Raw genomic sequence first — 24895 nt, 5'->3', positions numbered from 1 at the left:
CCGCTGCGTTGCCGCCATCCCCGCATCGGCGAGCCGCAACGGCAAGCGCGCCATGATCGGCGAAAGCCGGTGCACGGCGATCTTGCAGATGCGCTTGGGCAGCAGGGCGGGACCGTTGCGGGCCGACAGCCAGATGGCGGCCGTGTCTATGCCGGCCAGATGATTGAGCGCATCGAAGCCCGAATTGCCGGCGCCGACGACCAGCACTTTTTGGCCCGCATAGGCTTGCGCGTCACCGAAATCCGCCGAATGGATGATGCGCCCGACGAAATCCTTCATGCCTTTCCATTCGGGGGTGAACGGCTGCCTGTCGCGGCCGGTGGCGATGACGACATTGCGGGCGAAGCGCGGTCCGGCGCTGGTGCGCAATGCCCAGTGGTCGCCCTTGAAGGTGATCTCTTCGACCGCGACGCCAAACTGCACCGGCAGCCGGTTCTCCTTCTGGAAATCGTTCATGTGGCGGATGACGACCATTCTTTGCGGAAAGGCGGGCGTGCCAGGGGGAAAGGCGAGACCAGGCAGCGAAGAAAGATCGCGATGGGTGTTGAGATGCAATTGCTGGTGGCGCCGGTGCCAGGGCTCGGCCAGCCGGCTTTCCTTTTCCAGGATCGCCGTAGGCACGCCGGCGTTCATCAAGGCATGCGCGGCGGCCAGCCCGGCAGCACCGGCGCCGACAACGATTGCCGGCTCGACCGTGGCCGGCAGATCCGCAACCGATCTGATTGTCGTATCAGTCATTCACTCGAATCCCATTGGACGTCCCGCCGCAAGGCTCGCAGGACGCTGTAACCGTTTGATCGCGCGCAGGATCCCCTGCAGCAAACCGCGGCCGAATTTCGAGCGATGCGATTTAGCGCCACACGCCGGGCCGCGGTTGCGCTCTATATGGCATATGCGCGATATCAACGGTAATCAGGTCGCGGCAATGTGATTGATTCGAGGCCTTGGGTGGCTGGCGGGTCTCGGTTATCCCCCACGCGCATGCCCGAAATCGAGTCCGATTTTCGAGTCATGCGCAGAATCAAAGTGTTACAGCACCTTGGCGCGTCCTGGACGGCCGGCGCTGTAGGCGGCACGCGGAATCTCGACCATGCCCTCCTTGCGGTTCTATTTCGACAAGATCCTTGAGGCCGCCGCGCCCGAGGTCGAGCGGCAGGCGCTGACCCATATCGAACGCCTGGCACTGGTGCGCCGCTATGGCGACTTCTCGCTCGCCTATTCCACCGCCGTGCAAGGCAAGCTTTCCTATTTCGGCGACGCCGATGGCTACATCGCCTTCGGTACCAAGATGAAGCACCATTTCGCGCTCGGCGACCCGGTGGCGGCTCCGGCACGTCGGGCCGATTACATCAAGCGCTTCGTCGAGACCGCCGGCAGCCCATGGTTCGTGCAGGTCGGCGAGGACACCGCATGCGTGCTGGCCGGCCTTGGCTACAAGGTCAATCGCCTCGGCATCGACACCCGCCTCTCCCTGCCCGAGCATGATTTTTCCGGGAAGCGCAACGAGACCGTGCGCTACTCCGAGCGCTGGCTGCTGAAGAAGGGCTTTTCGTTCGAAGAGGACAAGCGCACGATCTACCTCGACGAGATCGCCCGGCTTTCGGAAAACTGGCGCGGCGACCGCATCGTCAAGCGCTGGGAGATGGGCTTTCTCAACCGCCATTTCGCCGACCATCTCGGCACCGACATGCGCCGTTTCGTCCTGCACGGTCCCGATGGCGAACTGGTCGCTCTGCTCGACTTCGACCCGTTGTTTGCCGGCGGCAAGGTCATCGGTTACACCACCGCCTTCAAGCGCAAGCATCTCGACGCCTCACCGCATGCCGAGGTCGGCCTGACCAAATTCGCCGTCGACCGTTTTCGCGAAGAGGGCATCTCGGTGGTCACGCTCGGCCTGTCGCCGCTCGTCGATGTGGGTCCGAGCGGATTTGCCGAAAGCGATTTCTGGCGCAATGCCTTCCAGCGCGCCTATTCTTCGCCCTGGGTCAACCGCCGCAGGTTCAACCTGCAGGGCCAGGCGGCGTTCAAGCGCCGCTTCCACGGCGTCGAGGAGCCGGTCTACATCGCCTTCCGCAAGGGGACGTATGTCGAGATGCTGGGGCTGCTGCGGCTGATCAAGGCGATCTAGGTCTGGCGATATTCAGGTGAGGCCGGCCTGCAAATGGCGGCTTCCTGCGCTTCCCTAGTTCTACTGCCACGCAGTAGAACTGAGCTCACGTACAAAAAGTACGCTCCGCTCCGGTTCTCGGAATCCACCATTTTCGACTCGGCCTGACCTGAATCTCAACAGACCTAGCGGCGCTCAGGGCGCTTTCGCCGCTCAGTTCCTGAGCCGGTAGCCGGTCCTGAATATCCAGGCGACGATCGCTATGCAGATCAGCAGAAAGACGATCGTCATGCCGAGGCTGATACCGACCGAGACATCGGATTTGCCGTAGAAGCTCCAGCGGAAGCCGCTGATCAGATAGACGACCGGATTGAACAGCGTCACCGTGCGCCAGATCTCGGGCAGCATGTTGATCGAATAGAAGCTGCCGCCGAGGAAGGTCAGCGGCGTGATGATCAACAGCGGCACCAGCTGCAGCTGCTCGAAACTCTTCGCCCAGATGCCGATAATGAAGCCGAACAGGCTGAAGGTCACCGCCGTCAGCACCAGGAAGGCGAGCATCCAGAACGGATGCAGGATGGTCAGCGGCACGAACAGCGAGGCGGTGGCCAGGATGATCAGACCGAGAAGGATCGACTTGGTCGCGGCACCGCCGACATAGGCGATGACGATCTCCAGATAGGAGACCGGCGCCGACAGAAGCTCGTAGATCGAGCCGACGAATTTCGGGAAATAGATGGCAAAGGAGGCGTTGGAGATCGACTGCGTCAACAGCGACAGCATGATCAGACCCGGCACGATGAAGGCGCCGTAGCTGATGCCGTCGATCTCGGTGATGCGCGAGCCGATGGCCGAGCCGAAGACGACGAAATACAGCGACGTCGAGATGACCGGCGAGACGATGCTCTGCAGCACGGTGCGGAAAGCACGCGCCATTTCCATGCGGTAGATCGCCCATACGGCGCGAAGGTTCATGGCTCCCTCCTCACCAGATTGACGAAGATCTCCTCGAGCGAAGAGTTTTGCGTGTCGATATCGCGGAACTGGATGCCGCCGGCCTCGAGATCGCGCATCAACGAGGCGACGCCGGGCCGCTCGGCCTGATTGTCATAGGTGTAGGTCAGCTGCCCGCCATCGGGCGACAACTCCAGCGCATAGCGCGAGAGCGCCTCGGGAATGGCCGTCAACGGATTGCGCAGTTCCAGCACCAGCCGCTTGCGGCCGAGCTTGCGCATCAGTTCGGCCTTGTTCTCGACCAGGATGATCTCGCCGCGGTTGATGACGCCGACCCGGTCGGCCATCGCCTCGGCTTCCTCGATATAATGCGTGGTGAGGATGATCGTGACGCCGTCCTCGCGCAGCCGGCGCACCATCGCCCACATGTCCTGGCGCAGCTCGACGTCGACGCCGGCGGTCGGCTCGTCGAGGAACAGGATGCGCGGCTCATGCGACAGCGCCTTGGCGATCATCAGCCGGCGCTTCATGCCGCCCGACAGGGTGATCGCCTTGGCGTCCTTCTTGTCCCACAGCGACAGGTCGCGCAGCACCTTCTCGACAAAGCCGGGGTTGGCCGGCTTGCCGAACAGGCCACGGCTGTAATTGACCGTCGCCCAGACGCTCTCGAAGGCGTCGATGGTCAGTTCCTGCGGCACCAGCCCGATCAGACCGCGCGCGGCGCGATAATCCTTGTTGATGTCGTGGCCGTCGACGGTGACGGTGCCCGACGAACGGTTGACGATGCCGCAGACGATCGAGATCAGGGTCGTCTTGCCGGCGCCATTGGGTCCAAGCAGCGCGAAGATCTCGCCGCGCTGAATGTCGAGATTGACTTCCTTGAGCGCGGTGAAGCCGGTGGCGTAGGTCTTGGAGACCCCGGAAATGGACAGGATGGAAGGCATGGATGAAAACGGCTGCTTGAAAGAGGTCCCCTGATATAGGCCGAATGTCGGTGCTTGCAACCGCAAGTCAATGCCCTGCTGACAGTTCTCGACAATCGTGCCGGCCGGCCGTTGCAGGTGCGGCGCACAGGCCCGGAGTTGCACGGCACGCAACCGGCAAAATTGTCCTGTGGCGTTCAGCCTCGCGGCAGGACGCCGCTTTGACCTGAACTCGCTTCGGGCCTATCCTTCGCGAGTATTTGCAGCAGCCGGAGCCTATCATGGACCCGCTCATACTTTCGCGTATCCAGTTCGGCGCGAATATTTCATTCCATATTCTATTTCCGACGATCACCATTGCGCTGGGTTGGGTGCTGCTGTTCTTCAAGTTGCGTTACAACGCGACCAACGATTCCGCCTGGATGCGCGCCTATTTCACCTGGGTGAAGGTGTTCGCGCTGTCCTTTGCCATGGGCGTGGTTTCGGGCGTCACCATGAGCTTCCAGTTCGGCACCAACTGGCCGGGCTACATGGAAAAGGTCGGCAACATCGCCGGGCCGCTGCTGGCCTACGAAATCCTCACCGCCTTCTTCCTCGAAGCGGCCTTTCTCGGCATCATGCTGTTCGGCTTCCGCCGCGTCTCCAACCGCATCCACACGCTGGCGACGGTGCTGGTCGCCGGCGGCACCACCGTCTCGGCATTCTGGATCATCGCGCTCAATTCCTGGATGCAGACGCCGGCCGGATTCGAGATGCGCGACGGCGTGGCGCATGCGGTCGACTGGTGGGCAATCATCTTCAATCCGTCGATGCCCTACAGGCTGACCCACATGCTGCTGGCGTCGGGGCTGACGGTGTCGTTCCTGATATCAGGCCTGTCGGCGCTGCGCTATCTCACCGGCGACCGCTCGGAATCGATGTGGAAGGCGCTGCGCACCGGCGTCTTCACCGCGGCGATCCTGATCCCGATCCAGATCTTCGCCGGCGACCAGCATGGGCTGAACACGCTGGAGCATCAGCCGCAGAAGATCGCCGCCATGGAGGCCAACTGGAACACCGGCCCCAACGTGCCGCTGGTGCTCTTCGCGCTGCCCGACGAGGCGGCGAAGGAAAACAAATTCGAGATCGCCATTCCCGATGGAGCCAGCCTGGTGCTGCGGCACTCGACCAGCGGCGTGGTGCCGGGGTTGAACGACTATCCCGGCAACCATCCGCCGGTCTTTCCGGTGTTCTGGGGTTTCCGCATCATGGTCGGCACGGGCATATTGATGCTGCTCGTCTCATGGTCGGCGGCCTTCTTCCTCAAGCGCCGGCACAGCCTGCCGAAGCCGCTGGCCATGCTGATGGTGCCGATGGCGCTGTCGGGCTGGCTGGCGACGCTGGCCGGCTGGTACACCACCGAAATCGGCCGCCAGCCCTGGCTGGTGACGGGCGTGCTGAAAACCGCCGACGCGGTCGGCCCGGTGGCCGGCAGCCATGTCGCGCTGACGCTCGCCATATACCTCGTTCTCTATGTGCTGTTGCTGATCGCCTATCTCGGCGTGCTGGTGCACCTGGCGCTGAAGGCGGCGAAGGACGGCGACAACTCGCCGTTGCCCGGCGTGCTCAACGCGCCGATGTCGCAGCCGGCTGCGGGGGAGTGATTTGATATGGCACTCCAGCCGGGCGCCGGCGCGGCCCCTCACCTGCCTGCCGGCATCCTCTCCCCGTATAGGGACGGGGAGAGGGGCGCAGTAATTACCGGTTTCGCCAATCTCCAACGTTGCAAGACAGGCGACGAGGTTACCGCGAGCCCCTTCTCCCCGTCACTATACGGGGAGTCGAGGCGTGGTCCGCGCAGCGGACGAAAAGCCAACTGCTTGGCTTTTCGAACAACGAACGCCCGGCAGGGTGATGAGGGGCAGCGCAGACCTCGACAATTGGGTGGCTTGCCCATGACGTTTGATCAGGCTATCGCGTCGCCGTTCCACGATCCGGTCTCGGCCATCCGCATCAGCAACGGCGCCGGCTTGAACACGTCCTTGCCTGTCCGTTGATGCCAGTACTCGAGCCGCTCGATGATCCTGGCCGGGCCTTCGAGGCCAGCCCAGAACATCGGCCCGCCCTTGCCGATGGGAAAGCCGTAGCCATTGACCCAGACGACATCGATGTCGGACGCACGGGCCGCTATGCCTTCCTCAAGGATCTTGGCGCCCTCGTTGACCAGGGGATAGAGCGTGCGCTCGATGATTTCCTCCGCACTGATCGCGCGCGGCGCGATGCCCTTCTCCGCGGCCTTGTCGCAGATCAGCGCTTCAACCTCGGGATCCGGCACTGGTGTACGCGCGCCAGCCTCGTAAAGGTAGAAACCCCGGCCGGTCTTCTGGCCGAAACGTCCTTGCTCGCACAGCGTGTCGGCGATCACGGCCGACAAGCCACGCGCCTTGCGGTTGCGCCAGCCGATGTCGAGACCGGCGAGATCGCCCATCTGGAAAGGCCCCATCGGCCAGCCGAAATCGGTGAAGACCTGGTCGATCTGGCTGGGCGTCGCGCCTTCCAGAAGAAGCGCTTCCGATTCCGAGCCGCGCGCGGCCAGCATGCGGTTGCCGACGAAGCCGTGGCAGACGCCGACGACAACGGCCACCTTGCCGATCCGCCGCGCCAGGTCGACGACGGTCGCCAGCGCATCGGGCGCGGTCTTGTCGGCGCGCACGATCTCCAGGAGCTTCATGACATTGGCCGGCGAGAAGAAATGCAGGCCAAGCACGTCCTGCGGCCGCGAGGTCGAGGCGGCGATTTCGTTGATGTCGAGATAGGAGGTGTTGGTGGCGAGGATCGCGCCCGGTTTGGCCACCGCTTCGAGCTTGCCGAACACCTCCTTCTTGACCGCCATGTCCTCGAACACCGCCTCTACGATCAGGTCGCAATCGGCGAGATCGGCATAATCGGTGGAGCCCTTGAACTGGGCGAGCCGCTCGCGCTTGGCGACTTCGCTTAGCGAACCGCGCGTGACGGACACCGAGTAGTTTCTGTCGATCGTCGCCAAGCCGCGCTGCAATGCCTCATGGCTGGTTTCCAGCAAGGTCACGGGATAGCCGCCATTGGCGAAGGCCATGGCGATGCCGCCGCCCATCGTGCCGGCGCCGATGACGCCGACGCGGGCAATCCTGCGCTTGACGATGTCTTTTCCCGAAACCTTTGCCGCCTCACGTTCGGCGAAGAACAAATGCCGCTGCGCCCGCGACTGGTCGCTGCCGACCAGTTTCACGAACAACGCACGTTCCGCCGCCAGCGCCGCATCGAAGGGCAGCGTGACGGCATTGCGCACCGACAGCGCACAGGCGATCGGCGCCTCGAGCCCGCGCGCCTTCCTGGCGAGGTCCGCAGCCTCGGCGTCGAAAGCCGCGAGGTCGGTCTCCTTGAGCCCATCGCGATCACGCACTGGCGTGAAGGGGCCACCCTTGCGGGCAATTTCCCTGGCGAAGTTCACGGCATGCGTCGTCAGATCGCCTTCGAAGACGGCATCGACGAGACCGGCGGCATGCGCCTCGGTCGCACCGATCGGCGTACCGGAGACGATCATCCTGAGCGCCTTCACCGCGCCGACCAGGCGCGGCAGCCGCACCGTGCCGCCGCCCCCCGGCAGCAGGCCGAGCTTCACCTCCGGCAGGCCGAGCTTGGCGCCGGCATCGGCGACGCGGAAATGGCAGCCCAGCGCCAGCTCCAGCCCGCCGCCGAGCGCGGTGCCGTGGATGGCGGCCACCGTCGGCTTGGCGATGGTCTCCAGCACAGCCACGATGGCGCGCAGTTCGGGCTGCTGCATCGGCTTGCCGAATTCGGTGATGTCGGCGCCGGCGACAAAGGTCCGGCCGGCGCATGCAATGACGATGGCGGCAACCGAAGCATCGTCGCGCAACTCAACCAGCGCCTGCATCAGCGGTTCGCGAACATGAAAACTCAGCGCGTTGACCGGCGGGTTGTCGATAGTGACGACGGCGACGTCGCCGTCACGGCTGACCTTCACGAAATCGGACACGCAAACCTCCCAGCGCTATTCAGCGGCCGTGGCCGCAAACGGGATTTACAGCGCCATGACGTCGAAGGGAACCGGATGTCGGCCTGGCACAATGATTACAGGCCTGGGACGACGAAGGCGGAGCCTACCGCGGCGCCTTCTGCCCGCCCGCCGCCGTGATCACCCCGACAATGATCAGCCCCGTCAGCAGCAGCCTTACGCCGGCACTCACCCCAAACGTGTTGAGCATGGTCAAAAGCAGCACCAGGAACAGCGCCGCGCCCCAGACCCCGGGCACATTGGCCTTGCCGCCGGCCACCGACGTGCCGCCGATGACGACGACGGCGATCGAGGCCAGCAAATATTCATTGCCGATATCGACATTGGCGCCGCGGAAATAGCCGGCGAGCAGCGCGCCGTCGATGCCGCCGAGCGCGCCCGACAGCGTGTAGGTGAGGAAGCGGATGCGGCCGACATTGACGCCGGCGAGCCAGGCGGCGCGGATATTCTGGCCGATCGCCAGCACCGAGCGGCCATAGATCATGCGCTGCAGGGCGACCGCCGCACCGATGGTGAACAGTACGGTGAGGATCGCCAGCACCGGAATGCCGAGTATCTGCCAGTTGGCGAAATCGGCGAAGCCCGGCGGCGGCTTGATCTGCAGGCCGCGTCCGTAGCTGATGTCGATCGACTGGATGATGAAGCTGGCCGACAAAGTGGCTATGATCGGCGGGATGCGCAGCGCCCAGATCAGCAGGTAGTTGGCGGCGCCGATCGCCGCCCCGCAGGCAAGCGCCGCCAGCAGCCCGACCGCGATCATGGAATCATTGCCGTCCATCACTTTCATCGCGACGGCGCTGGCAAGGCCGATATTGGCCGGCAGCGACAGGTCGACATTGCCCGGGCCGAGTGTGATGACGAACATCTGGCCGACGCCGACAATGACGGTGAACACCGCCAGCGACAGGGCCGCCGTCACCATGCCGCCGGCGCCATAACCGCCGGTGAAGGCGATCGTCGCCAGCCACACCAGAAGCGCGCCAATGAACGACCAGATCCAGGGTTTGGCGAGCAGCGATTTCACCGATGTCATCGCTCACCTCTCCTTGCGGCTGATCAGCACCCGCGCCGCCAGCACGATGATGAGGATGGCGCCGTTGGCGGCAACCTGCCAATCGGGTGGAATGTGCATGAAGGTGAGCAGCGGCGAGGCCGCCAGCGCCAGCGTCAGCGCGCCGATCACAGCACCTATCGGCGACACCCGGCCGCCGACGAATTCGCCGCCGCCGAGGATGACGCCGGCGATGGCCAGCAGCGTGTAGCCATTGCCGATATTGGCGTCGGCCGAGGTGGTGATGCCGATCAGCGCCATTCCGGACAGCACGCCGAACAGACCGGCCAGCGCAAACAGCACGATCTTGGTCTTGAGCAGCGACCAGCCGGCGCGGCCGAGTGCCGCCGGATTGCCGCCGGAGCCGCGCAGGATCACGCCATAGGAAGTGCGCATCAGGCCGAAATGAACGATGACGCCGATCAGCAGCGCGGCGATGATCGGGAACGGAATGAAGGGCGGCTTGAACGCCATCAGCCCAAGCAGCCAGTCCGGCGCCTTGCCGCCCGGTTTGGGCAGGACGAGAATCGCCAGCCCCTGCCAGACGAAACTCATGCCGAGCGTCACCACGATGGACGGCAGATTGCGCAGATGGATCAGCGCGCCGAGCAGCGCATATACGCCGATCGATCCAAGCAGGATGACGGCACCGATGAGCGGCGCGTCCTTCAGCCAGGTCGCCGTGACGCAGCCGACGAAGCCGACGAAGGTGCCGATCGACAGGTCGAGCTCGTTTCCGGCGATAACGAACATCTGCGCGATGGTCGCCAACGCGATCGGGATCGCCAAATTGAGCATCAGGCTGAAGCCGAAATAGCTGATGGCGCGCGGGTTGAGCCAGGCGATGGCGAGCAGCACCAGCGCCAGCGACAGCGCCGGCAGCAGCCCGCGCAACAGACGGGCCCGGGCCAGTGCGCCTCGCTCGGCGGACGTCCTGGCGGCGGTGTCGAGGCTGGCGGCCGTCATCTCAGGCCGCATCGCCGAAGGAGGACTGGATGATCTTCTCTTCGGTCAACTCGTCGCGGCGCAGATTGGCGACGATGCGGCCGTTCTTGAAGACATAGATGTGATCGCAATTGTCGAGCTCTTCGGTTTCCGTGGTGTACCAGAGGAAGGTGCGGCCTCGGGCAGCCTCTTCGCGCACGAGGTCATAGACCTCCAGCTTAGTGCCGATATCGACGCCGCGCATCGGGTCGTCCATCAGCACGATCTGCGCGTCCGAGCCGAGCGCGCGGGCAAACAGCGCCTTCTGCTGGTTGCCGCCCGACAGCGAGAAGATGTTGTTGTTCATATCGGGCGTGCGGATGCCGATCTTCTTCTGCCATAGTGCAGCGAGTTCGGCCTCGCGCTGCGGCGAGATCAGCAGCCCGCTGCGCAGCCGCGGCAGCGAGCGGATGCCGATATTCTGCGCGATCGACCATTGCGGAAAAATGCCGTCCGACTGGCGGTCGCCGGCGACCAGCGCCACCGGCGCCGTCACCTCGATGCCTGCCTTGGCGCGCGATGCCGCGCTAAAGATCGCCAGCAGCAGGTCGGTCTGGCCGTGTCCCGCCAGACCGGCAAGGCCGATGATCTCCCCGGCGCAGGCGACAAGGTCGGTGCCGTCCTTCTGCGCGGCGGGCCGCGCCCGGACCCGTAGCGGACTGGCGCCGGGCTTGGCGGCAGCGATTTGCGCCGCGATCTTCTGGCGCGCTTCCGCTCCGCCCATCGCCGTCACCAGCCGGTCGCGGTCGAAGGCGCTGGCGGCGTCGGCGACAACCACCTTGCCGTCGCGCATCACCACGATGCGATCGGCGTTGCGCAGCACCTCACCCAGCACATGCGAGATCAGGATGCAGCTTTTGCCGCCGGCAACGAAGCGGCGGACGAAGGCCAGCAGCTGGCCCGCCGTATGCGCATCGAGCGACGATGTCGGCTCGTCGAGGATGACGAGGTCGAGCCGATCCTGAGTGACGGTGAAGGCGCGCGCCACTTCCACCATCTGGCGCCGGCCGATCGACAGGTCGCCGACAATATCGGACGCCGAAATGCTGTGGCCCGGAAAGATCTCGTCGAGCTTGGCGGCGATCAGATCCGCCGCCTTGCGCCGCCAGCCGAAGCCGCGCAGCGACGCGTGGTTGATGCGCGTGTTCTCGGCGACGCTGAGATTGGGGCACAGCGACAGTTCCTGGAAGACGCAGCGTATGCCGAGTTGCTGCGCGCGCGACACCGAGTAGTTGTCCTCGGTGTCGCCATGCACGCCGATCTGCCCACTGTCGGGCACCAGCGTGCCCGCCACCATGTGCATCAGCGTCGATTTGCCGGCGCCATTGTGGCCGACGAGACCAACGCATTCGCCGGGGCCGACATGGAAATCCACGCCGCCCAGTGCGCGAACGGCGCCGAAATGCTTTTCGGCGCCGTTCAGTCTGATGATGTCAGCGTTCCCTTCAGGCATGCTCAACGATATCCGCTCGATGATCCGGAGGGCAACGCTTGTTCAAGGCTCACTTGATGTTGGCTTTGATGGCCGCGATCGCGTCTTCCTGCGTGTATTCGTGGCTGGCGACGCCGCCCTTGGGGATCTTCGGCAGCTCGGCCTCGAAATCGTCCTGTGTGAAGGCCAGATACGGCACCAGCAGATCGTGCGGAATGTCGGTGCGGCCGTCGAGCACCTGCTGCGCCACCCAGAAGGCGAGCGACGACACGCCGGGCGCGATCGAAGCCGACCAGGTCTGGTAGCCGTCCTTGTCCTTCTGCTCCTTCCACCACTGCAGCTCGTCCTGGCGGTTGCCCATGATGATGGTCGGGCGCGGCTTGCCGGCGGCGGCGAAGGCCTGGGCCGCCCCGTAACCGTCACCGCCCTGGTCGACGACGCCTACGATGTCGGGCAGCGACGGCAGGATGGTCGCAACCGCCTTCTGCGCCGTCGTCTGGTCCCAGTCGCCGGTCACCGAACCGACGATCTTGAACTCGGGATGGGCGGCGACGCCTTCGAGGATGCCGGCATGGATGGCATCGTCGATCGAGGTCCCGGCAAGCCCACGGATTTCCAGAAGATTGCCGCCCTTGGGCTGGAACTTGGCCATCTGCTCGATTTCCTGCTTGCCCATGTCCTTGAAGTCGACGACGACACGGTAGGCGCAAGGTTCGGTCACGGTGCCGTCGAAGGAGACGACGACGATGCCGGCATCGCAGGCCTGTTTGATGGCGCCGTTGAGTGCATCCGGCGAGGCCGCGTTGATGACGATCGCGTCATAGCCCTGCAGGATCAGGTTCTGCACCTGTGCTGCCTGCGTCGGCACCTCCTTGTCGGCGGTGGTGAAGATGTCGGCCGCGCCGACGATCTTGTCGGCGACCGCCTTCTTGGTGACGATGCCATAGCTGTCGAGCATCGCCTGCCGCCAGGAATTGCCGGCATAATTGTTGGAAAAGGCAATCTTCTTGCCGCTGGTGTCGGCCAGCGCCGTGCCCGAGGCGAGCATTGCCGCCAAGGCTCCCAGAACGAACAGTTTCTTCATGTCGTTATCCTCCCAGATGTGTTGACTGCTGCATTCCCACCGGCTTTGACCCCGGCCTCACTCCCAACTCTGATTTGAGCACGGATTGTCGCGAGCTCAAAACAGTCTCAATCCCGGCACGCGCACCCTGAGCCGGTACAGCGACGTCGACGCGGTGATGTAGAGGCTTTGCAAATCGTCGTCACCGAAGGTGAAATTCGCGCAATCTTCAGGTGTCCGGATGACGCCAAGAATGGCGCCCGACGCGTCGAAAATGTGGATGCCGCCGGGTCCGGTGCAGTAAAGATTGCCGCGGCTGTCGATCTTCATGCCGTCGGGCGCCCCCGGCCCCTCGCCCTCGGTCACTGCCCACACCGCGCCGCCATCGAGGTCGCCATTGGCTTCGACGCCGAACACCCTGATATGCCCGCGTTCGGTGTCGTTGATGAACAGCCGCGACTCGTCCAGCGAAAAGCAAAGCCCGTTCGGCTGCCCGAAATCGTCGGCCAGCAATGTCAGCCGGGCGCCGTCGCCATCGATGCGGTAGACGCCTTGGAACGGCAGGTCCTGTGGCCGTGGCACGCCATAGAATTCCCTCCGGCCATAGCCCGGATCGGTGAAGTAGATCGATCCGCCGGTGGCAACGACGATGTCGTTCGGGCTGTTGAGCTGCTTGCCCTGATGGTGCGTGGCAAGCACCGTCGCGCCGCCGTTGGGCTCGGCGCGGGTCACCCGGCTTGTTGCGTGCTCGCAGGTGACCAGCCGCCCCTGGCGGTCCAGCGTGTTGCCATTGGCCTTGTGGCTCGGCGCGCGGAACAGCTCGATCTCGCCTTCGGCACTGCGGCGATAGATCCGACTTTCCGGAATGTCGGAGAAGACCAGCCATTTCTCATAGGGGTGCCAGACCGGCCCTTCGAGGAAGCCGAAGCCGCTCGCCACCGTCTCAATGGTCGCATCGCCGACGACATCGTCGAAGCCGGAATGGCGCGCACGCGCCGACACCGACATCATCGGCTCCCGGCGCGAACAGCCGTGCTACTCCGCATGGTGACAAATGGCATGAGCGCTTCCCGATATAGGCTTCTTGTTGGGGCAGAGCGTAGGCGCGGTGCCGACGAGCCGATACGGGTCAAAGCGCACGGCCGACTGTGCGTTTGCACAGTCGGCCGTGCCTATCGAGCACGGGATAGCGACGACGTCAGATCAGGGCCGGCGAACACGCTGCAAAAGCGGTCAGGGCTGCGCTCGCGCACGCCGGCAGAGTTGGACTCCTGCCGTGCTCGAGCTCAGTCGTGCTGCGCGGGTAAAGACCTGTCAACCAAGGTGCCCAGGTCGGACCGGCTGCCGTGCCGAACGGAATAGGCGCGCGTGAACTCGGCGCCGAGGAGGAAAATTTCCGACGAGTAGTAAACCCAGAGCAATATGACGAGCAGGCCGCCAGCGGCGCCATACGAAGACGCAATCGCGCTGGTGCCGATATACCAGCCGATAAGCGATTTCCCCAGTGTGAACAGGGCCGCGGTCCCGACAGCGCCAATTGCCACATCGCGCCATTCCAGGGTTCGATCGGGTAAAACTTTGTAGATGGCGGCAAACATCACCGAGATAAGTGCAAACGAAACGACGCCGTTGATCCCGCTGAGTATGATCGTTCCGAACGGCAGATAGGCGTTGATGAAATCGCCCAGTGCCGAAATCGCAGTGCTTGCGATGAGAGAGACCAGCAACAGGAACCCGAGTGCGGCCACCAACCCCAGACTGGCGGCCCGCGCCCGCACCAGACGCGACAGGGAATTGCCTTGCGGTTCGATCTTCCAGATCGTGTTCAACGATTGCTGCATCTCGCCGAAGACACCAGACGCGGACACCAGCAATGTGACCAGCCCTATGATCGCGGCCGAGGTGCCGTACAGGCTGCCGGATGCACTTTCCAGCGCAGTCTTCAGGAGATCGGCGCTTTCCGGTCCCATCAGCCCTGATATCTGCGCGGACAAGGCCAATTGTGCGGCATCGTGGCCGAAGACGAGACCAGCAATCGCAACCACGATCAGCAAGATCGGCGCCAGCGAAGTGGTGGCATAGAAAGCCATCGCAGCACCATGGCTAAGCGCATTGTCGTTGATGAAGCCGACTATGCTTTCACGCACCAGATGCCATGAATCTGTGATTGAGGGTCGCACTTCGGGTCCGCAGGCATTGAGTTGGCGTTCACTAGCAATGCGCCTGACCTTCCGAAGTTCCGGGGCGTGGCCGCCGCTGTTTCAGTGCTCCGCCAGCCAGGCATCGAGCCGGTCCTGTTCGCGGCGCAGTGCGTCGATGTTGATCAGGCCACGCGCCATGGCGAGATAGATCGCCCGTGTCCGCGAGTTGAACACGGAAGCATCGCCGGCGCCGTCCTCCGCCGGCACGATGCCGAGCTTGTCGTAGCAGTGCTTGATGCGGCTCTGCGCACCACGGATCGACAGGCCGCGCCGCGCCGCGATCGCCCGGTCGGTCAGGCCGAGCGCGATGTCGATCAGGCTCTCATATTCGCCGTCGGTGATGCCCTCGAACTTGTCCTGCACGCGGTGCTGGATGCCGCGGATTTCGCGGTCGATGATGCAGTGGCCTTCGCGGAAAACCCCGCGCAGCGCGGACCGCATGCCCTCCTCCGTCGCCGATTTGAGCACATAGCCGTAGACCGAACCGGGCGGCACGATGCGCGCCACGCCGCGCACATAGGCTTCGTCGGCGAAATTCGACCAGAACAGGATGTGCGTGCCGGCGCGACGGTTCCAGATCGCCTTGGCAACTTCGATTCCCGTCGCCTTGGGCATCTGCAAATCGAGCACGACATGCAGTGGCTCGCGTTCGGCCGCCAGGTTGATGGCGTCCTCGCCGTCGCTCGCTTCGATCACCTCGACGTCGCCGGGCCACAGCTGCTCCACCGTTCGCCGCGCGAAGCTACGGTGCAGCCCGTCATTCTCGGCGATCATCACAAGCATCACATGGCCTCCGATACGGCGAACTCGCCAGGCACCGCTGCAGCCGCCGCCAATTCTCGCGACGGCTGGCGGTCGATCTCGACGACGACACGGGTGCCGCCGTTCTTGCGGCCGGCCTGGCCGATACGCAGCCGCGCCCCGATAAGGGCTGCCCGCGTGTGCATATGGCCGATGCCGCCATACGCGGCCGGGTCGACGGCGCCGCAGCCCTGGCCGTCATCCGTCACGATCACCCGCAGCACGCTCGCGGTCGACGCCAGCAGCACGTCGATGCGGTGCGGCGCGGCATGGCGAACGGCATTGTTGATCGCTTCCTGCACGATCCGGTAGAGCGCGGTCCGCACTGGCTCGGCCAGGCTGTCGGCGCCCCCGTCGCTGGTGTCGGCGATGCGCACGGCGATCGGCGGCTTGGCCTTGCTGACACTGCGGTTGAGATGTGCTTCGACCGCATCGCGCAGTCCGAACAGTTCGAGCACGCTCGGCCGCATGGCGTCGACGATGTGGCGCAGTTCCGTCAGGCAGCCGGCGACCTCCTGCTCGAGGTCGGCAAGCTGCGCGGCCCGCGCCACGCCCTGGCCGCGAAGGGCCGAAAGCTGGCGGGCGATGCGGGCGAGATCGGCAAGCGTCTGGTCGTGCAGGTCCATGGCCATGCGGCGGCGTTCGCGCTCCATGCCCTCGGTCAATTGCGAGGCGCCGACGCGCAGCAGTTCGACGCGGTTGCGCGCGTCGCTTTCGGCCAGCATGGCGCGGCGCGCCTCCTCGGTCTGGATCAGCGCGAAGATATAGGGCGCGATCAGATCGGCGCATTGCTGGGCAACCGCGACATCGGCAAGCGTGTAGCAGCCGATTTCGTGCCGGCTGATGTTGAGCGCGCCGATGACGCTACCGCGCGCCCTGAGCGGCACGATGATGCGGCTGCGCAGCTTGGCCGCGAAAATCGGCTCGTCGAAAGCGCCGGCAAAATGAAAACGGTCGTCGACAAGCGCGTTGTCCGACAACAGGTAAGGCGTCTTGCCCCACAACACGAAGCGAATCGGACTGCCTTCCACCGGATGCTGGGCGAGCTCGCTCCAACTGGTGTGGAAACCGGCTTCGTAGCAGGCATGCATGCGCCCATCGTGAGACAGCACAGCCAGATCGATATGGTCGTGCGGGATGAGCGTGCCGATCTCGATGGCGGTCGCGCGGAACGCCGTGCCGGGATCGATATGGCCGGCAAGCGCCCGCGATATCGCCAGCAGCCGGTCGATCAGGACCAGGGACACTTCCGCCATTGCTTTCACGATCCTCCCGTGCCGCGAAATAGTGGACGCATGCCGCCGCCGCTGTCAACGACGGCGCCGTTGACTATAGGAATTTTTTCTTGACTCGGTGACCTCAGCTATGGTACATTTTTGTCCGTGGTGCTGATTTGCGCCAGTGACCCGCCGCACAGGCGGGTTGTTCGCTTGATGCTCCGTCAGCCAATGGCGGGCGAAGGCTCCGAAGAAACCCGTCAGCCCGAGTTCGTTGCCCTGCCGTTGGACCGGCCGATCAACTTGCGGTGCAATGATTGTAAAGGGTTCGCGTCCTGGTCTAGGGAGGAGGCCAGGAGACCGAAACAGAATGCCAGTGACGCAAAACGTTGCTCCGGGCGCCCCGGGGATCCCGGCGCGCTGGACATCAAGCGCCAAGAGTGGCGTTGGAACGTCGCTTTCGCCGGCCGGCCGGATTTGGTTTACGATCAGCCACGGCATCCTCAACGAAGTCTACTATCCGCGCGTCGACAGCGCCTGCACCCGCGACCTCGGCTTGATCGTCACCGGTCCCGGCGGCTATTTTTCGGAAGAGAAACGCGATGCCGTGCATACGATCGAACCGTTCGAGGACGGCGTGCCCGCCTACAGGCTGGTCAACACGGCGAGCGACGGCGCCTGGCGGATCGAAAAGCGCATCCTCGCCGACCCGGCGCGCCCGGCTCTGCTGCAGGAAATCACCTTCACGGCGCTGAAAGGGGTGCCCGGTGGCTACCGCGTCTACGCGCTTCTGGCACCGCATCTGGTCAATGCCGGCATGGGCAACACCGCCTGGGTCGGCGAGCACGAGGGAAAGCCCATGCTGTTCGCCTCGGGGCGCGGCTCTTGCCTGGCGCTGGCCTCGTCGCTGCCCTGGCGAACCGGTTCGGCCGGCTATGTCGGCTTTTCCGACGGTTGGCAGCAACTCCACAATACAGGTGAGCTCGACGCTGCGTACCAGCGGGCCGAGGACGGCAATGTTGCGCTGACGGGCGAGATCGGCTTTTCCGCCACAGAGACCAAGGCCTTGCTGGCGCTTGGGTTCGGCGCGACATCGGACGAGGCCGCGGAACATGCTTTCGCCAGCCTGAAGCAGGGTTTTGAACCCGCAGCGAAATCCTACCTCCAGAACTGGCGCCAATGGCAGACTGGCCTGCTGCCGCTAGATCGACACACGGCACCATCGGGTATCAACAGCTATCGCACCAGCACCGCGGTACTGGCGACGCACCGGTCGATCGCGACACCAGGCGCCGCGGTCGCCAGCCTGTCGATCCCGTGGGGCTTCAACAAGGGTGACGACGACCTCGGCGGCTATCATCTGGTCTGGCCGCGCGATCTGGTCGAGACGGCGGGCGGCTTTCTTGCTGCCGGCGATGCTGCCTCGGCCCTGCAAATCCTCGATTACCTCAGCTCCATCCAGCAGCCGGACGGCCATTGGCCGCAGAACGCCTGGCTCGACGGATCGGCCTATTGGCCCGGCATCCAGATGGACGAATGCGCCTTTCCGCTGCTGCTGGCCGATGCTTTGCGCCGCGCCGGCCATTTGCCGCGCGCCAGGCTCATGACCTTCCTGCCGATGATCGAGCGCGCCGCCGGCTATGTCGTGCGCAACGGACCCGTCACCGGCGAGGACCGCTGGGAAGAGGATGCCGGCTACAGCCCGTTCACGCTCGCCGTCGAAATCGCCGCACTGCTTGCCGCGGCAGACCTGCTCGACGCTTGCGGCAAGACAGACGCCGCGACCTATCTGCGCGAGACATCAGACGTCTGGAACGACCAGGTCGAGCGCTGGACCTACGTCACCGGCACGGCGATCTGCAGTCAAGTCGGCGTCGAAGGCTACTATGTCCGCATAGCACCACCCGACAGCGCCGAGGCCGGTTCGCCGAAGGACGGCTATGTCCCGATCAAGAACCGGCCGCCCGGCGACACGGATCGGCCCGCCAAGGAGATCGTCAGCCCGGATGCGCTGGCACTTGTCCGCTTCGGTCTGCGGGCGGCCGACGATCCGCGCATGACAGACACGGTCAAGGTCATCGACGCGCAATTGCGCTGCGATCTGCCGCAAGGGCCGCTCTGGTATCGCTACAACGGCGATGGCTACGGCGAGCATGAAGATGGCGCGCCTTTCGATGGCACCGGCCAGGGTCGCCCCTGGCCGCTGCTGGCCGGCGAACGCGCCCACTATGAGCTGGCGGCTGGACACGAGGAAAAGGCAGCCAGCCTGCTGGCAGCACTGGAAGGCTCGGCCGGACCGGGCGGCCTGTTGCCGGAGCAGGTCTGGGACGGCGCCGATCTGCCGGAGCGCGAACTGCTGCATGGCCGACCCTCGGGCAGCGCCATGCCGCTGGTCTGGGCGCATTCGGAGCATATCAAGCTGCTGCGCTCGCTGCGCGACGGCGCGGTCTTCGACATGCCGCCGCAAGGCGTCAAGCGCTATATCGAGGACAAGACCGTATCGCCGTTCAGGACATGGCGGTTCAACAACAAGATCCGCACCATGCCGGAGGGCAAGACGTTGCGCGTCGAATTGTTGGACCCGGCTACAGTCCACTGGAGCACCGACAACTGGGCGACCGCCCACGACAGCCATACGGTGGAGAACGCCTTCGGCATCCATCTTGCCGATCTGCCCGCGGCAAGCCTCCCCGAGGGAAGCACGCTGCTCTTCACTTTTTTCTGGCCCGCGACCGGCGATTGGGAGAATGTCGACTTCTCCGTCATATCGGGCGACCAAGATCGCCAGTAGATCACAGCCAGTAGACCTTCCCTCGATAACCCCGCAAATCTCTTAGAAAACAGGGACGAAACCATGCAGATCGGAATGATGGGACTGGGCCGGATGGGCGCCAACATGGTCCGGCGCCTGATGCGCGACGGCCACGAATGCGTCGTCTACGACATCAACCCGGCCAGCGTCGCCGCCCTGGTGGCCGACGGCGCGTCAGGGGCGGCCTCGATGGAAGAATTCGTCGGCAAGCTGGCCAAGCCGCGCTGCGTGTGGCTGATGCTGCCGGCGGCGATCACCGGCAGGATCATCGACCAGGTGGCGGCCCTGATGGAACCCGGCGACATCGTCATCGACGGCGGCAATTCCTACTACCACGACGCCGTCGACCAGGCCGCGAAGCTGGCCGGCAAGGGTATCCATCTTGTCGATGTCGGCACCAGCGGCGGCGTCTGGGGCCTGGAGCGTGGCTACTGCCTGATGATCGGCGGTCCCGACGTGGCGGTGCAGCACCTCGATTCGATCTTCGCCACGCTGGCACCGGGCGCCGATGCCGGCTCCAATCCGCCTGGGGATGCCGGGACCGCGCCCTTCGGCTATCTGCATTGCGGACCCAGCGGTGCCGGCCACTTCGTCAAGATGGTGCACAACGGCATCGAATATGGCGTCATGGCCGCCTATGCCGAAGGCATGAACATCCTGAAGTCGGCCAATGCCGGCAAGCGGCAACGGACGGCGGACGCCGAGACCAGTCCGCTGGAAAACCCGCAATACTACCAGTTCGACATCGACCTTCCCCAGGTGGCCGAGGTCTGGCGGCATGGCAGCGTTATCGGCTCCTGGCTGCTCGACCTGACGGCCGGCGCGTTGAAAAGCGATCCGGGCCTGGTGAATTTCGGCGGCCGCGTTTCGGATTCCGGCGAAGGGCGCTGGACGCTGAAGGCGGCGATCGACACCGGCGTGCCGGCTCCGGTGCTGTCCTCGGCACTGTTCGACCGCTTCTCCTCGCAGGGCGAATCCGAATTCGCCGACAAGCTGCTCTCCGCCATGCGCTATGCCTTTGGCGGCCATGTCGAGAAGCCGAAGGCCGGCAAGTGAGGACACTGGGAGAGACACGCGCATGAGCCAGGAACGGTCCGACACGCTGGTGCTCTTCGGGGCCACCGGCGACCTCGCCCACAAGAAGATATTTCCAGCCCTTTACCAAATGGTCGCCAAGGGCACGCTCACCGAGCCGGTGATCGGCGTCGCCTTCGACGCCTGGGACCTCAAGCAGTTGCAGGCGCGCGCCCGCGATGGCATCGTCAATGCGCTCGGCAAGATCGACGAGAAAGCGTTCGCCAAATTCGCCTCGCTGCTGCGCTACGTCAGCGGCGACTACCGTGACGGAGCGACGTTCGAGAAACTGAAGAGCGCGCTCGGCACCGCACAGCGGCCGCTGCACTACATGGCGGTGCCGCCGACCATGTTCGAGACCGTCGTCCAGGGGCTGGAGCAATCAGGCACGGCGCATGGCGCGCGGCTGATGGTGGAAAAGCCCTTCGGTCACGATCTGCAATCGGCGCGCTGGCTGAACCGGGTCCTGCATCTGGTGTTCGACGAACAGTCGATCTTCCGCATCGACCATTACCTGGGCAAGGAAGCGATCCAGAACCTGCTCTATTTCCGCTTCGCCAATTCGCTGCTCGAGCCGATCTGGAACCGCAACTACGTCGAAAGCGTGCAGATCACCATGGCCGAGGATTTCGGCGTCGAGGGACGTGGCCGCTTCTATGACGATGTCGGCTGCATCAGGGACGTCATCGAGAACCATCTGCTCAACATCCTTTTGCTGCTTGCCATGGAGCCGCCTGTCGGCCGTTCCGCCGACGACCTGATCGATGAGAAGGTGCAGGTGCTGCGCGCGATCAGGACGCTGACAAAAGACGATGTCGTGCGTGGCCAGTTCACCGGCTATCTCGCCGAACCGGGCGTGGCGCCGAACTCGCCCGTCGAGACCTTCGCGGCGGTGCGTTTCTTCGTCGACACCTGGCGCTGGCAGGACGTGCCGTTCTTCATCCGCGCCGGCAAGAACATGCCGGTGCATGTCACCGAAGTGGTGGTGCGGCTGAAGCGGCCGCCGCTCGATGTCTTCGATCCGATCAAGCCCGCCGACCAGAACTACGTCCGCTTCCGCATCGACCCACAGGTGGTGATCGCCATCGGAGCACAGCGCAAGGCGCCGGGCGACGACATGATCGGCGAGCAGGTCGAACTGACGGCGCTCGACGACTCAAAGGGCGACATGCCGCCCTATGAGCGCTTGATCGGCGACGCCATGAACGGCAACGGGCAGTTGTTCACCCGCCAGGACGCCAGCGAACTGGCCTGGCGCATCGTCGGCCCGGTGCTTGGCGACACCACGCCGCCGCATCTCTACGAGCCGCTCACATGGGGACCCGCGGACGTCATGGCCGGGTTCGGGCCGCCCAATGGCTGGATCGATCCGGTGAAGTGAGAGGACCACACGATGGCCAAGGCAGTAAAGCAACCGGCATCGGGCACCGGGAAGCCGGATACTGAAAAGATCGTGCTCACGATCGACATCGGCGGCTCGCACGTCAAGATCCTCGCCAGCGCCGGCGGCGAGGTGCGCCGCGCCGACTCCGGACCGGACCTGACGCCGCAGCAGATGATCGAGGTGGTCAATAAGCTCGCCCAAGGCCTGTCCTACGACGTCGTCTCGATGGGCTATCCCGGCCCGGTCAATCACAACAGGCCGCTCGCCGACCCCGCCAATCTCGGCAAGGGCTGGGCTGGATTCGACTTTGCGGGCGCGTTCGGCAAACCGGTGAAAGTGGTCAATGACGCGCTGATGCAGGCCATCGGCAGCTACGAGGGCGGGCGCATGCTGTTCCTCGGGCTCGGCACCGGGCTCGGTGCGGCGATGATTGCCGACAACGTCGCCCAACCGATGGAACTCGCGCATCTGCCCTACAGGAAGGGCAAGAGTTTCGAGGATTATGTCGGCGAACGCGGCCTGGAAAAGCGCGGCAAGAAGAAATGGCGCAAATACGTCTTCGACGTCGTCGACCGGCTCCGTGCCGCCATGCAGCCGGACTATGTCGTGATTGGCGGCGGCAACGTCGACAAGCTCGATGAATTGCCCGCCGACTCCAGGCGCGGCGACAACACACGCGCCTTCGAAGGCGGGTTTCGTTTGTGGCGCGACAAAGCGCTGATAGTCTGATACTGTTATTGTTTAATATAGTTGTTCAAAATAACGTGTGACCTGACATCAAGTCGTTGCAATACGCAGATTTGCCGACTAGGAATTCCGCGCTACACCAACGCCATTCGTCCGTGGACGCACGAAGGACGCCATAGCATTTTGATTTCGCGCATGATCCTTTCCGGAAGTCGAATCCGATTTTCAGGTCATTCGCTGTAGACGGAGAAATAGAGTGACCGACGATAGCAACAGTGCCCGTAAAGACATCGATCTGCTCGAGCTGACCGCTCACATCGTGTCCGCTTACGTCGAGAAGAACCGCTTGCCCGCCTCCGGCCTGGCCGACCTCATCGCCAGCGTCAGCGCCTCGATAAACGCGCTCGGCAAGCCTGCGGTCCCGGTGGCTGCCCCCCTGGTCCCGGCGGTCAACCCCAAGAAGTCGGTGACACCCGATTTCATCATCTGCCTCGAAGACGGCAAGAAGTTCAAATCGCTGAAGCGTCACCTGGGCGTGCATTTCGGCCTGACACCGGACGCCTATCGCGCCAAATGGGGCTTGCCGTCGGACTATCCGATGGTCGCTCCCAACTACGCGGCCTCGCGTTCGCTGCTGGCGAAATCCATCGGCCTCGGCCGCAAGGCTGCCCCCGTGAAGGCACCCGCCAAGGGCAGGAAGGCCAAGGCCTCGGCCTGAACATTCAGTCCTGAGCCAACAGTTAGGACGACTGGAACAGAAGCCTGCCGGCGAATCCGCCTTGGCAGGCTTCCTATTTTTATGGCTTGGATAGGTGGACGGGTTCCTAGAGCAATTCCAGGAAAATTGTGAAACGGTTTTCCGTCCGGAATTGCGTGAAAACAAGGAGTTAGAGCGGGTCGCCGTTTCCGTGAAACGGTGAACTGCTCTAGGGGAGCGAGCCATGAACTACACCAGGATGGTGATCGAGAAAGAAGCGCCGGAAGAATACGGCTACGACCGTATCCGCTACAATCTTTCGGAAAGTTCGATCGCCGACCAGAAGCTCTCCGACATCGGCCTGTCGCTGCCTGATCTCACGCTTTTCTATGGCGAGCATCGCGGCGACAAGCAGTTGCGTGCACTGATCTCGGCGCAGGGTGCCGGCATTTCGCCGGATGATGTCCTGGTCACCGCCGGCGCCGCGGGCGCGCTGTTCATCATCTCGACCTCGCTCTTGTCGGCCAATGACCATCTCGTCGTCATCAGGCCCAACTACGCCACCAACATCGAAACCCCAAGGGCGATCGGCTGCGCCATCAGCTTTGTCGACCTGGCCTTCGAGGAAGGCTTCGCCATCGATGTCGAACGCGTCAAGGCGGCGCTGCGGCCGGACACGAAGCTGATCAGCGTCACCTGCCCGCACAACCCGACCGGCACGATGATGAGCCGAACCGAGCTCGATGCGCTGGTGGCGCTTGCCGAAAGCAGCAACTGCCGTCTGCTGGTCGACGAGACCTATCGCGACCTTTCCTACGGCCGACGGCTGCCGACGGCTGCCTCGCTGAGCCCGAGAGCGATCAGCGTCTCGTCATTGTCCAAGGCCTTCGGCATTCCCGGCATCCGCATCGGTTGGCTGATCACCCGGGACGCTGAGCTTCAAGAGAAATTCCTCGCCGCCAAGGAGCAGATCGGCATCTGCGGCAGCGTCATCGACGAAGGGATTGCACGGGGCATGCTCGAGCGCCGGGACGCTTTCCTGGCGACGCTGCTGCCCGAAATGGCAGGGCGCCGCGACATCGTCCAGGCCTGGATCGATCGCGAACCGCTGGTCGACTGGATCAGGCCCGAAGGTGGCGTCGTCGGCTTCCCGCGCCTCAATGTCGAACCCGGCTTCGACCTCGACCGGTTCTATGTGAACCTGCTGGAAAACCACGGCACCTATGTCGGACCCGGCCACTGGTTCGAGATGGAGAAGCGCTTCTTCCGCGTCGGCTTTGGCTGGCCGACGGAAGCCGAATTGCGTGGCGGCCTCGACGCCATTTCCGTCGCGCTTCGGCAGTAAGTTTCCCGTGCCAGAGACCGGTTGATGCTACTGCGTCACAGCGACCGTTCATAGTGGCCAGCGTCTGCGCCGCCCCTCACCTGCCTGCCGGCATCCTCTCCCCGTATAG

19 protein-coding genes and 1 pseudogene (1 of these 20 cut by a window edge) are annotated in these 24895 nt (G+C 64.1%); 8 read left to right on the top strand and 12 right to left on the bottom strand.

Annotated features, from left to right (window positions below; translation table 11 throughout):
• Nucleotides 1-738: pseudogene (locus tag EOB59_RS17315) on the bottom strand (NAD(P)/FAD-dependent oxidoreductase); it reaches 412 nt to the left of the window's first position.
• A 352-nt stretch (nt 739-1090) separates the two neighbouring features.
• Here EOB59_RS17315 and EOB59_RS17310 point away from each other — a divergent pair.
• Nucleotides 1091-2128 (top strand): phosphatidylglycerol lysyltransferase domain-containing protein, encoded by a 1038-nt coding sequence (locus tag EOB59_RS17310; protein ID WP_128288866.1) that lies wholly within the window; start codon nt 1091-1093, stop codon nt 2126-2128.
• Nucleotides 2129-2320: 192 nt separating this feature from the next.
• On the opposite strand, the gene EOB59_RS17305 is transcribed toward EOB59_RS17310, so the two are convergent.
• The gene (locus tag EOB59_RS17305; RefSeq protein ID WP_127268577.1) at nt 2321-3082 is read right to left on the bottom strand and encodes an ABC transporter permease; all 762 of its coding nucleotides are present in this window, start codon (nt 3080-3082) and stop codon (nt 2321-2323) included.
• A complete protein-coding gene (locus tag EOB59_RS17300) occupies nt 3079-4005 on the bottom strand; it encodes an ABC transporter ATP-binding protein (protein ID WP_127268578.1) in 927 nt (308 codons plus the stop codon). The genes EOB59_RS17305 and EOB59_RS17300 overlap by 4 nt, the downstream gene beginning before the upstream one ends.
• A gap of 260 nt (nt 4006-4265) precedes the next feature.
• Between EOB59_RS17300 and EOB59_RS17295 the strand changes: the two genes are divergently transcribed.
• Nucleotides 4266-5627 (top strand): cytochrome ubiquinol oxidase subunit I, encoded by a 1362-nt coding sequence (locus EOB59_RS17295; RefSeq protein ID WP_127808524.1) that lies wholly within the window; start codon nt 4266-4268, stop codon nt 5625-5627.
• A gap of 302 nt (nt 5628-5929) precedes the next feature.
• On the opposite strand, the gene EOB59_RS17285 is transcribed toward EOB59_RS17295, so the two are convergent.
• The 9 genes from EOB59_RS17285 to EOB59_RS17245 all read right to left on the bottom strand — a co-directional run bounded on the left by EOB59_RS17285 (nt 5930) and on the right by EOB59_RS17245 (nt 16826).
• Nucleotides 5930-7999, bottom strand: a complete 2070-nt coding sequence (locus EOB59_RS17285; RefSeq protein WP_128288864.1) for a 3-hydroxyacyl-CoA dehydrogenase NAD-binding domain-containing protein — start codon at nt 7997-7999, stop codon at nt 5930-5932.
• Nucleotides 8000-8123: 124 nt separating this feature from the next.
• Nucleotides 8124-9071, bottom strand: a complete 948-nt coding sequence (locus EOB59_RS17280) for an ABC transporter permease (protein WP_127808746.1) — start codon at nt 9069-9071, stop codon at nt 8124-8126.
• 3 nt (nt 9072-9074) lie between these two features.
• A complete protein-coding gene (locus EOB59_RS17275; RefSeq protein ID WP_164895675.1) occupies nt 9075-10055 on the bottom strand; it encodes an ABC transporter permease in 981 nt (326 codons plus the stop codon).
• 1 nt (nt 10056) lies between these two features.
• Nucleotides 10057-11526 (bottom strand): sugar ABC transporter ATP-binding protein, encoded by a 1470-nt coding sequence (locus tag EOB59_RS17270; protein WP_128288862.1) that lies wholly within the window; start codon nt 11524-11526, stop codon nt 10057-10059.
• Nucleotides 11527-11575: 49 nt separating this feature from the next.
• Nucleotides 11576-12589, bottom strand: a complete 1014-nt coding sequence (locus tag EOB59_RS17265; RefSeq protein ID WP_023811211.1) for an ABC transporter substrate-binding protein — start codon at nt 12587-12589, stop codon at nt 11576-11578.
• Between the two features lie 96 nt (nt 12590-12685).
• Entirely contained in the window at nt 12686-13576 is an 891-nt protein-coding gene (locus EOB59_RS17260) for an SMP-30/gluconolactonase/LRE family protein (protein ID WP_127808743.1), read from the bottom strand.
• Nucleotides 13577-13854: 278 nt separating this feature from the next.
• Nucleotides 13855-14748, bottom strand: a complete 894-nt coding sequence (locus EOB59_RS17255) for a YihY/virulence factor BrkB family protein (RefSeq protein WP_128288861.1) — start codon at nt 14746-14748, stop codon at nt 13855-13857.
• An 81-nt stretch (nt 14749-14829) separates the two neighbouring features.
• On the bottom strand, nt 14830-15552 hold the full coding sequence (locus EOB59_RS17250) for a response regulator transcription factor (RefSeq protein ID WP_127318792.1): 723 nt from the start codon (nt 15550-15552) through the stop codon (nt 14830-14832).
• A complete protein-coding gene (locus tag EOB59_RS17245; RefSeq protein WP_128288860.1) occupies nt 15552-16826 on the bottom strand; it encodes a histidine kinase in 1275 nt (424 codons plus the stop codon). Before EOB59_RS17245 ends, EOB59_RS17250 begins: the two co-directional genes overlap by 1 nt.
• Before the next feature lie 331 nt (nt 16827-17157).
• Here EOB59_RS17245 and EOB59_RS17240 point away from each other — a divergent pair, with 331 nt between their 5' ends.
• From EOB59_RS17240 to EOB59_RS17215, 6 genes are all read left to right on the top strand, one after another.
• The gene (locus EOB59_RS17240) at nt 17158-19578 is read left to right on the top strand and encodes a glucan 1,4-alpha-glucosidase (protein WP_128288859.1); all 2421 of its coding nucleotides are present in this window, start codon (nt 17158-17160) and stop codon (nt 19576-19578) included.
• Between the two features lie 63 nt (nt 19579-19641).
• Complete coding sequence (gene gnd, locus EOB59_RS17235; RefSeq protein WP_128288858.1) at nt 19642-20655, top strand: phosphogluconate dehydrogenase (NAD(+)-dependent, decarboxylating); 1014 nt, start codon at nt 19642-19644, stop codon at nt 20653-20655.
• Between the two features lie 22 nt (nt 20656-20677).
• Nucleotides 20678-22054 carry a glucose-6-phosphate dehydrogenase gene (gene zwf / locus EOB59_RS17230; RefSeq protein ID WP_127318786.1) on the top strand — a complete coding sequence of 459 codons (1377 nt, stop codon included), beginning with the start codon at nt 20678-20680 and terminating at the stop codon, nt 22052-22054.
• Between the two features lie 12 nt (nt 22055-22066).
• Nucleotides 22067-22786 carry an ROK family protein gene (locus EOB59_RS17225; RefSeq protein WP_128288857.1) on the top strand — a complete coding sequence of 240 codons (720 nt, stop codon included), beginning with the start codon at nt 22067-22069 and terminating at the stop codon, nt 22784-22786.
• Between the two features lie 214 nt (nt 22787-23000).
• Nucleotides 23001-23462, top strand: coding sequence for a MucR family transcriptional regulator (locus EOB59_RS17220; RefSeq protein ID WP_127270031.1), 462 nt, complete (start codon nt 23001-23003; stop codon nt 23460-23462).
• 223 nt (nt 23463-23685) lie between these two features.
• A complete protein-coding gene (locus EOB59_RS17215) occupies nt 23686-24786 on the top strand; it encodes a pyridoxal phosphate-dependent aminotransferase (RefSeq protein ID WP_128288856.1) in 1101 nt (366 codons plus the stop codon).
• Nucleotides 24787-24895: the final 109 nt, after the last annotated feature.

The sequence above is a fragment of the Mesorhizobium sp. M7A.F.Ca.MR.176.00.0.0 genome, from assembly GCF_004023165.1.
Taxonomy (GTDB): Bacteria; Pseudomonadota; Alphaproteobacteria; order Rhizobiales; family Rhizobiaceae; genus Mesorhizobium.
The sequence above is the reverse complement of the archived record's forward strand: the minus strand, read 5'-3'. Positions and strand labels throughout refer to the sequence as shown.

Excerpts from the sequence above, each read along its gene's own strand:
- EOB59_RS17310 (WP_128288866.1), top strand. The coding sequence starts at position 1,091 with ATGCCCTCCTTGCGGTTCTATTTCGACAAGATCCTTGAGGCCGCCGCG.
- EOB59_RS17305 (WP_127268577.1), bottom strand. The coding sequence starts at position 3,082 with ATGAACCTTCGCGCCGTATGGGCGATCTACCGCATGGAAATGGCGCGT.
- EOB59_RS17300 (WP_127268578.1), bottom strand. The coding sequence starts at position 4,005 with ATGCCTTCCATCCTGTCCATTTCCGGGGTCTCCAAGACCTACGCCACC.
- EOB59_RS17295 (WP_127808524.1), top strand. The coding sequence starts at position 4,266 with ATGGACCCGCTCATACTTTCGCGTATCCAGTTCGGCGCGAATATTTCA.
- EOB59_RS17280 (WP_127808746.1), bottom strand. The coding sequence starts at position 9,071 with ATGACATCGGTGAAATCGCTGCTCGCCAAACCCTGGATCTGGTCGTTC.
- EOB59_RS17275 (WP_164895675.1), bottom strand. The coding sequence starts at position 10,055 with ATGACGGCCGCCAGCCTCGACACCGCCGCCAGGACGTCCGCCGAGCGA.
- EOB59_RS17270 (WP_128288862.1), bottom strand. The coding sequence starts at position 11,526 with ATGCCTGAAGGGAACGCTGACATCATCAGACTGAACGGCGCCGAAAAG.
- EOB59_RS17265 (WP_023811211.1), bottom strand. The coding sequence starts at position 12,589 with ATGAAGAAACTGTTCGTTCTGGGAGCCTTGGCGGCAATGCTCGCCTCG.
- EOB59_RS17260 (WP_127808743.1), bottom strand. The coding sequence starts at position 13,576 with ATGTCGGTGTCGGCGCGTGCGCGCCATTCCGGCTTCGACGATGTCGTC.
- EOB59_RS17250 (WP_127318792.1), bottom strand. The coding sequence starts at position 15,552 with ATGCTTGTGATGATCGCCGAGAATGACGGGCTGCACCGTAGCTTCGCG.
- EOB59_RS17245 (WP_128288860.1), bottom strand. The coding sequence starts at position 16,826 with ATGGCGGAAGTGTCCCTGGTCCTGATCGACCGGCTGCTGGCGATATCG.
- EOB59_RS17240 (WP_128288859.1), top strand. The coding sequence starts at position 17,158 with ATGCCAGTGACGCAAAACGTTGCTCCGGGCGCCCCGGGGATCCCGGCG.
- gnd (WP_128288858.1), top strand. The coding sequence starts at position 19,642 with ATGCAGATCGGAATGATGGGACTGGGCCGGATGGGCGCCAACATGGTC.
- zwf (WP_127318786.1), top strand. The coding sequence starts at position 20,678 with ATGAGCCAGGAACGGTCCGACACGCTGGTGCTCTTCGGGGCCACCGGC.
- EOB59_RS17225 (WP_128288857.1), top strand. The coding sequence starts at position 22,067 with ATGGCCAAGGCAGTAAAGCAACCGGCATCGGGCACCGGGAAGCCGGAT.
- EOB59_RS17215 (WP_128288856.1), top strand. The coding sequence starts at position 23,686 with ATGAACTACACCAGGATGGTGATCGAGAAAGAAGCGCCGGAAGAATAC.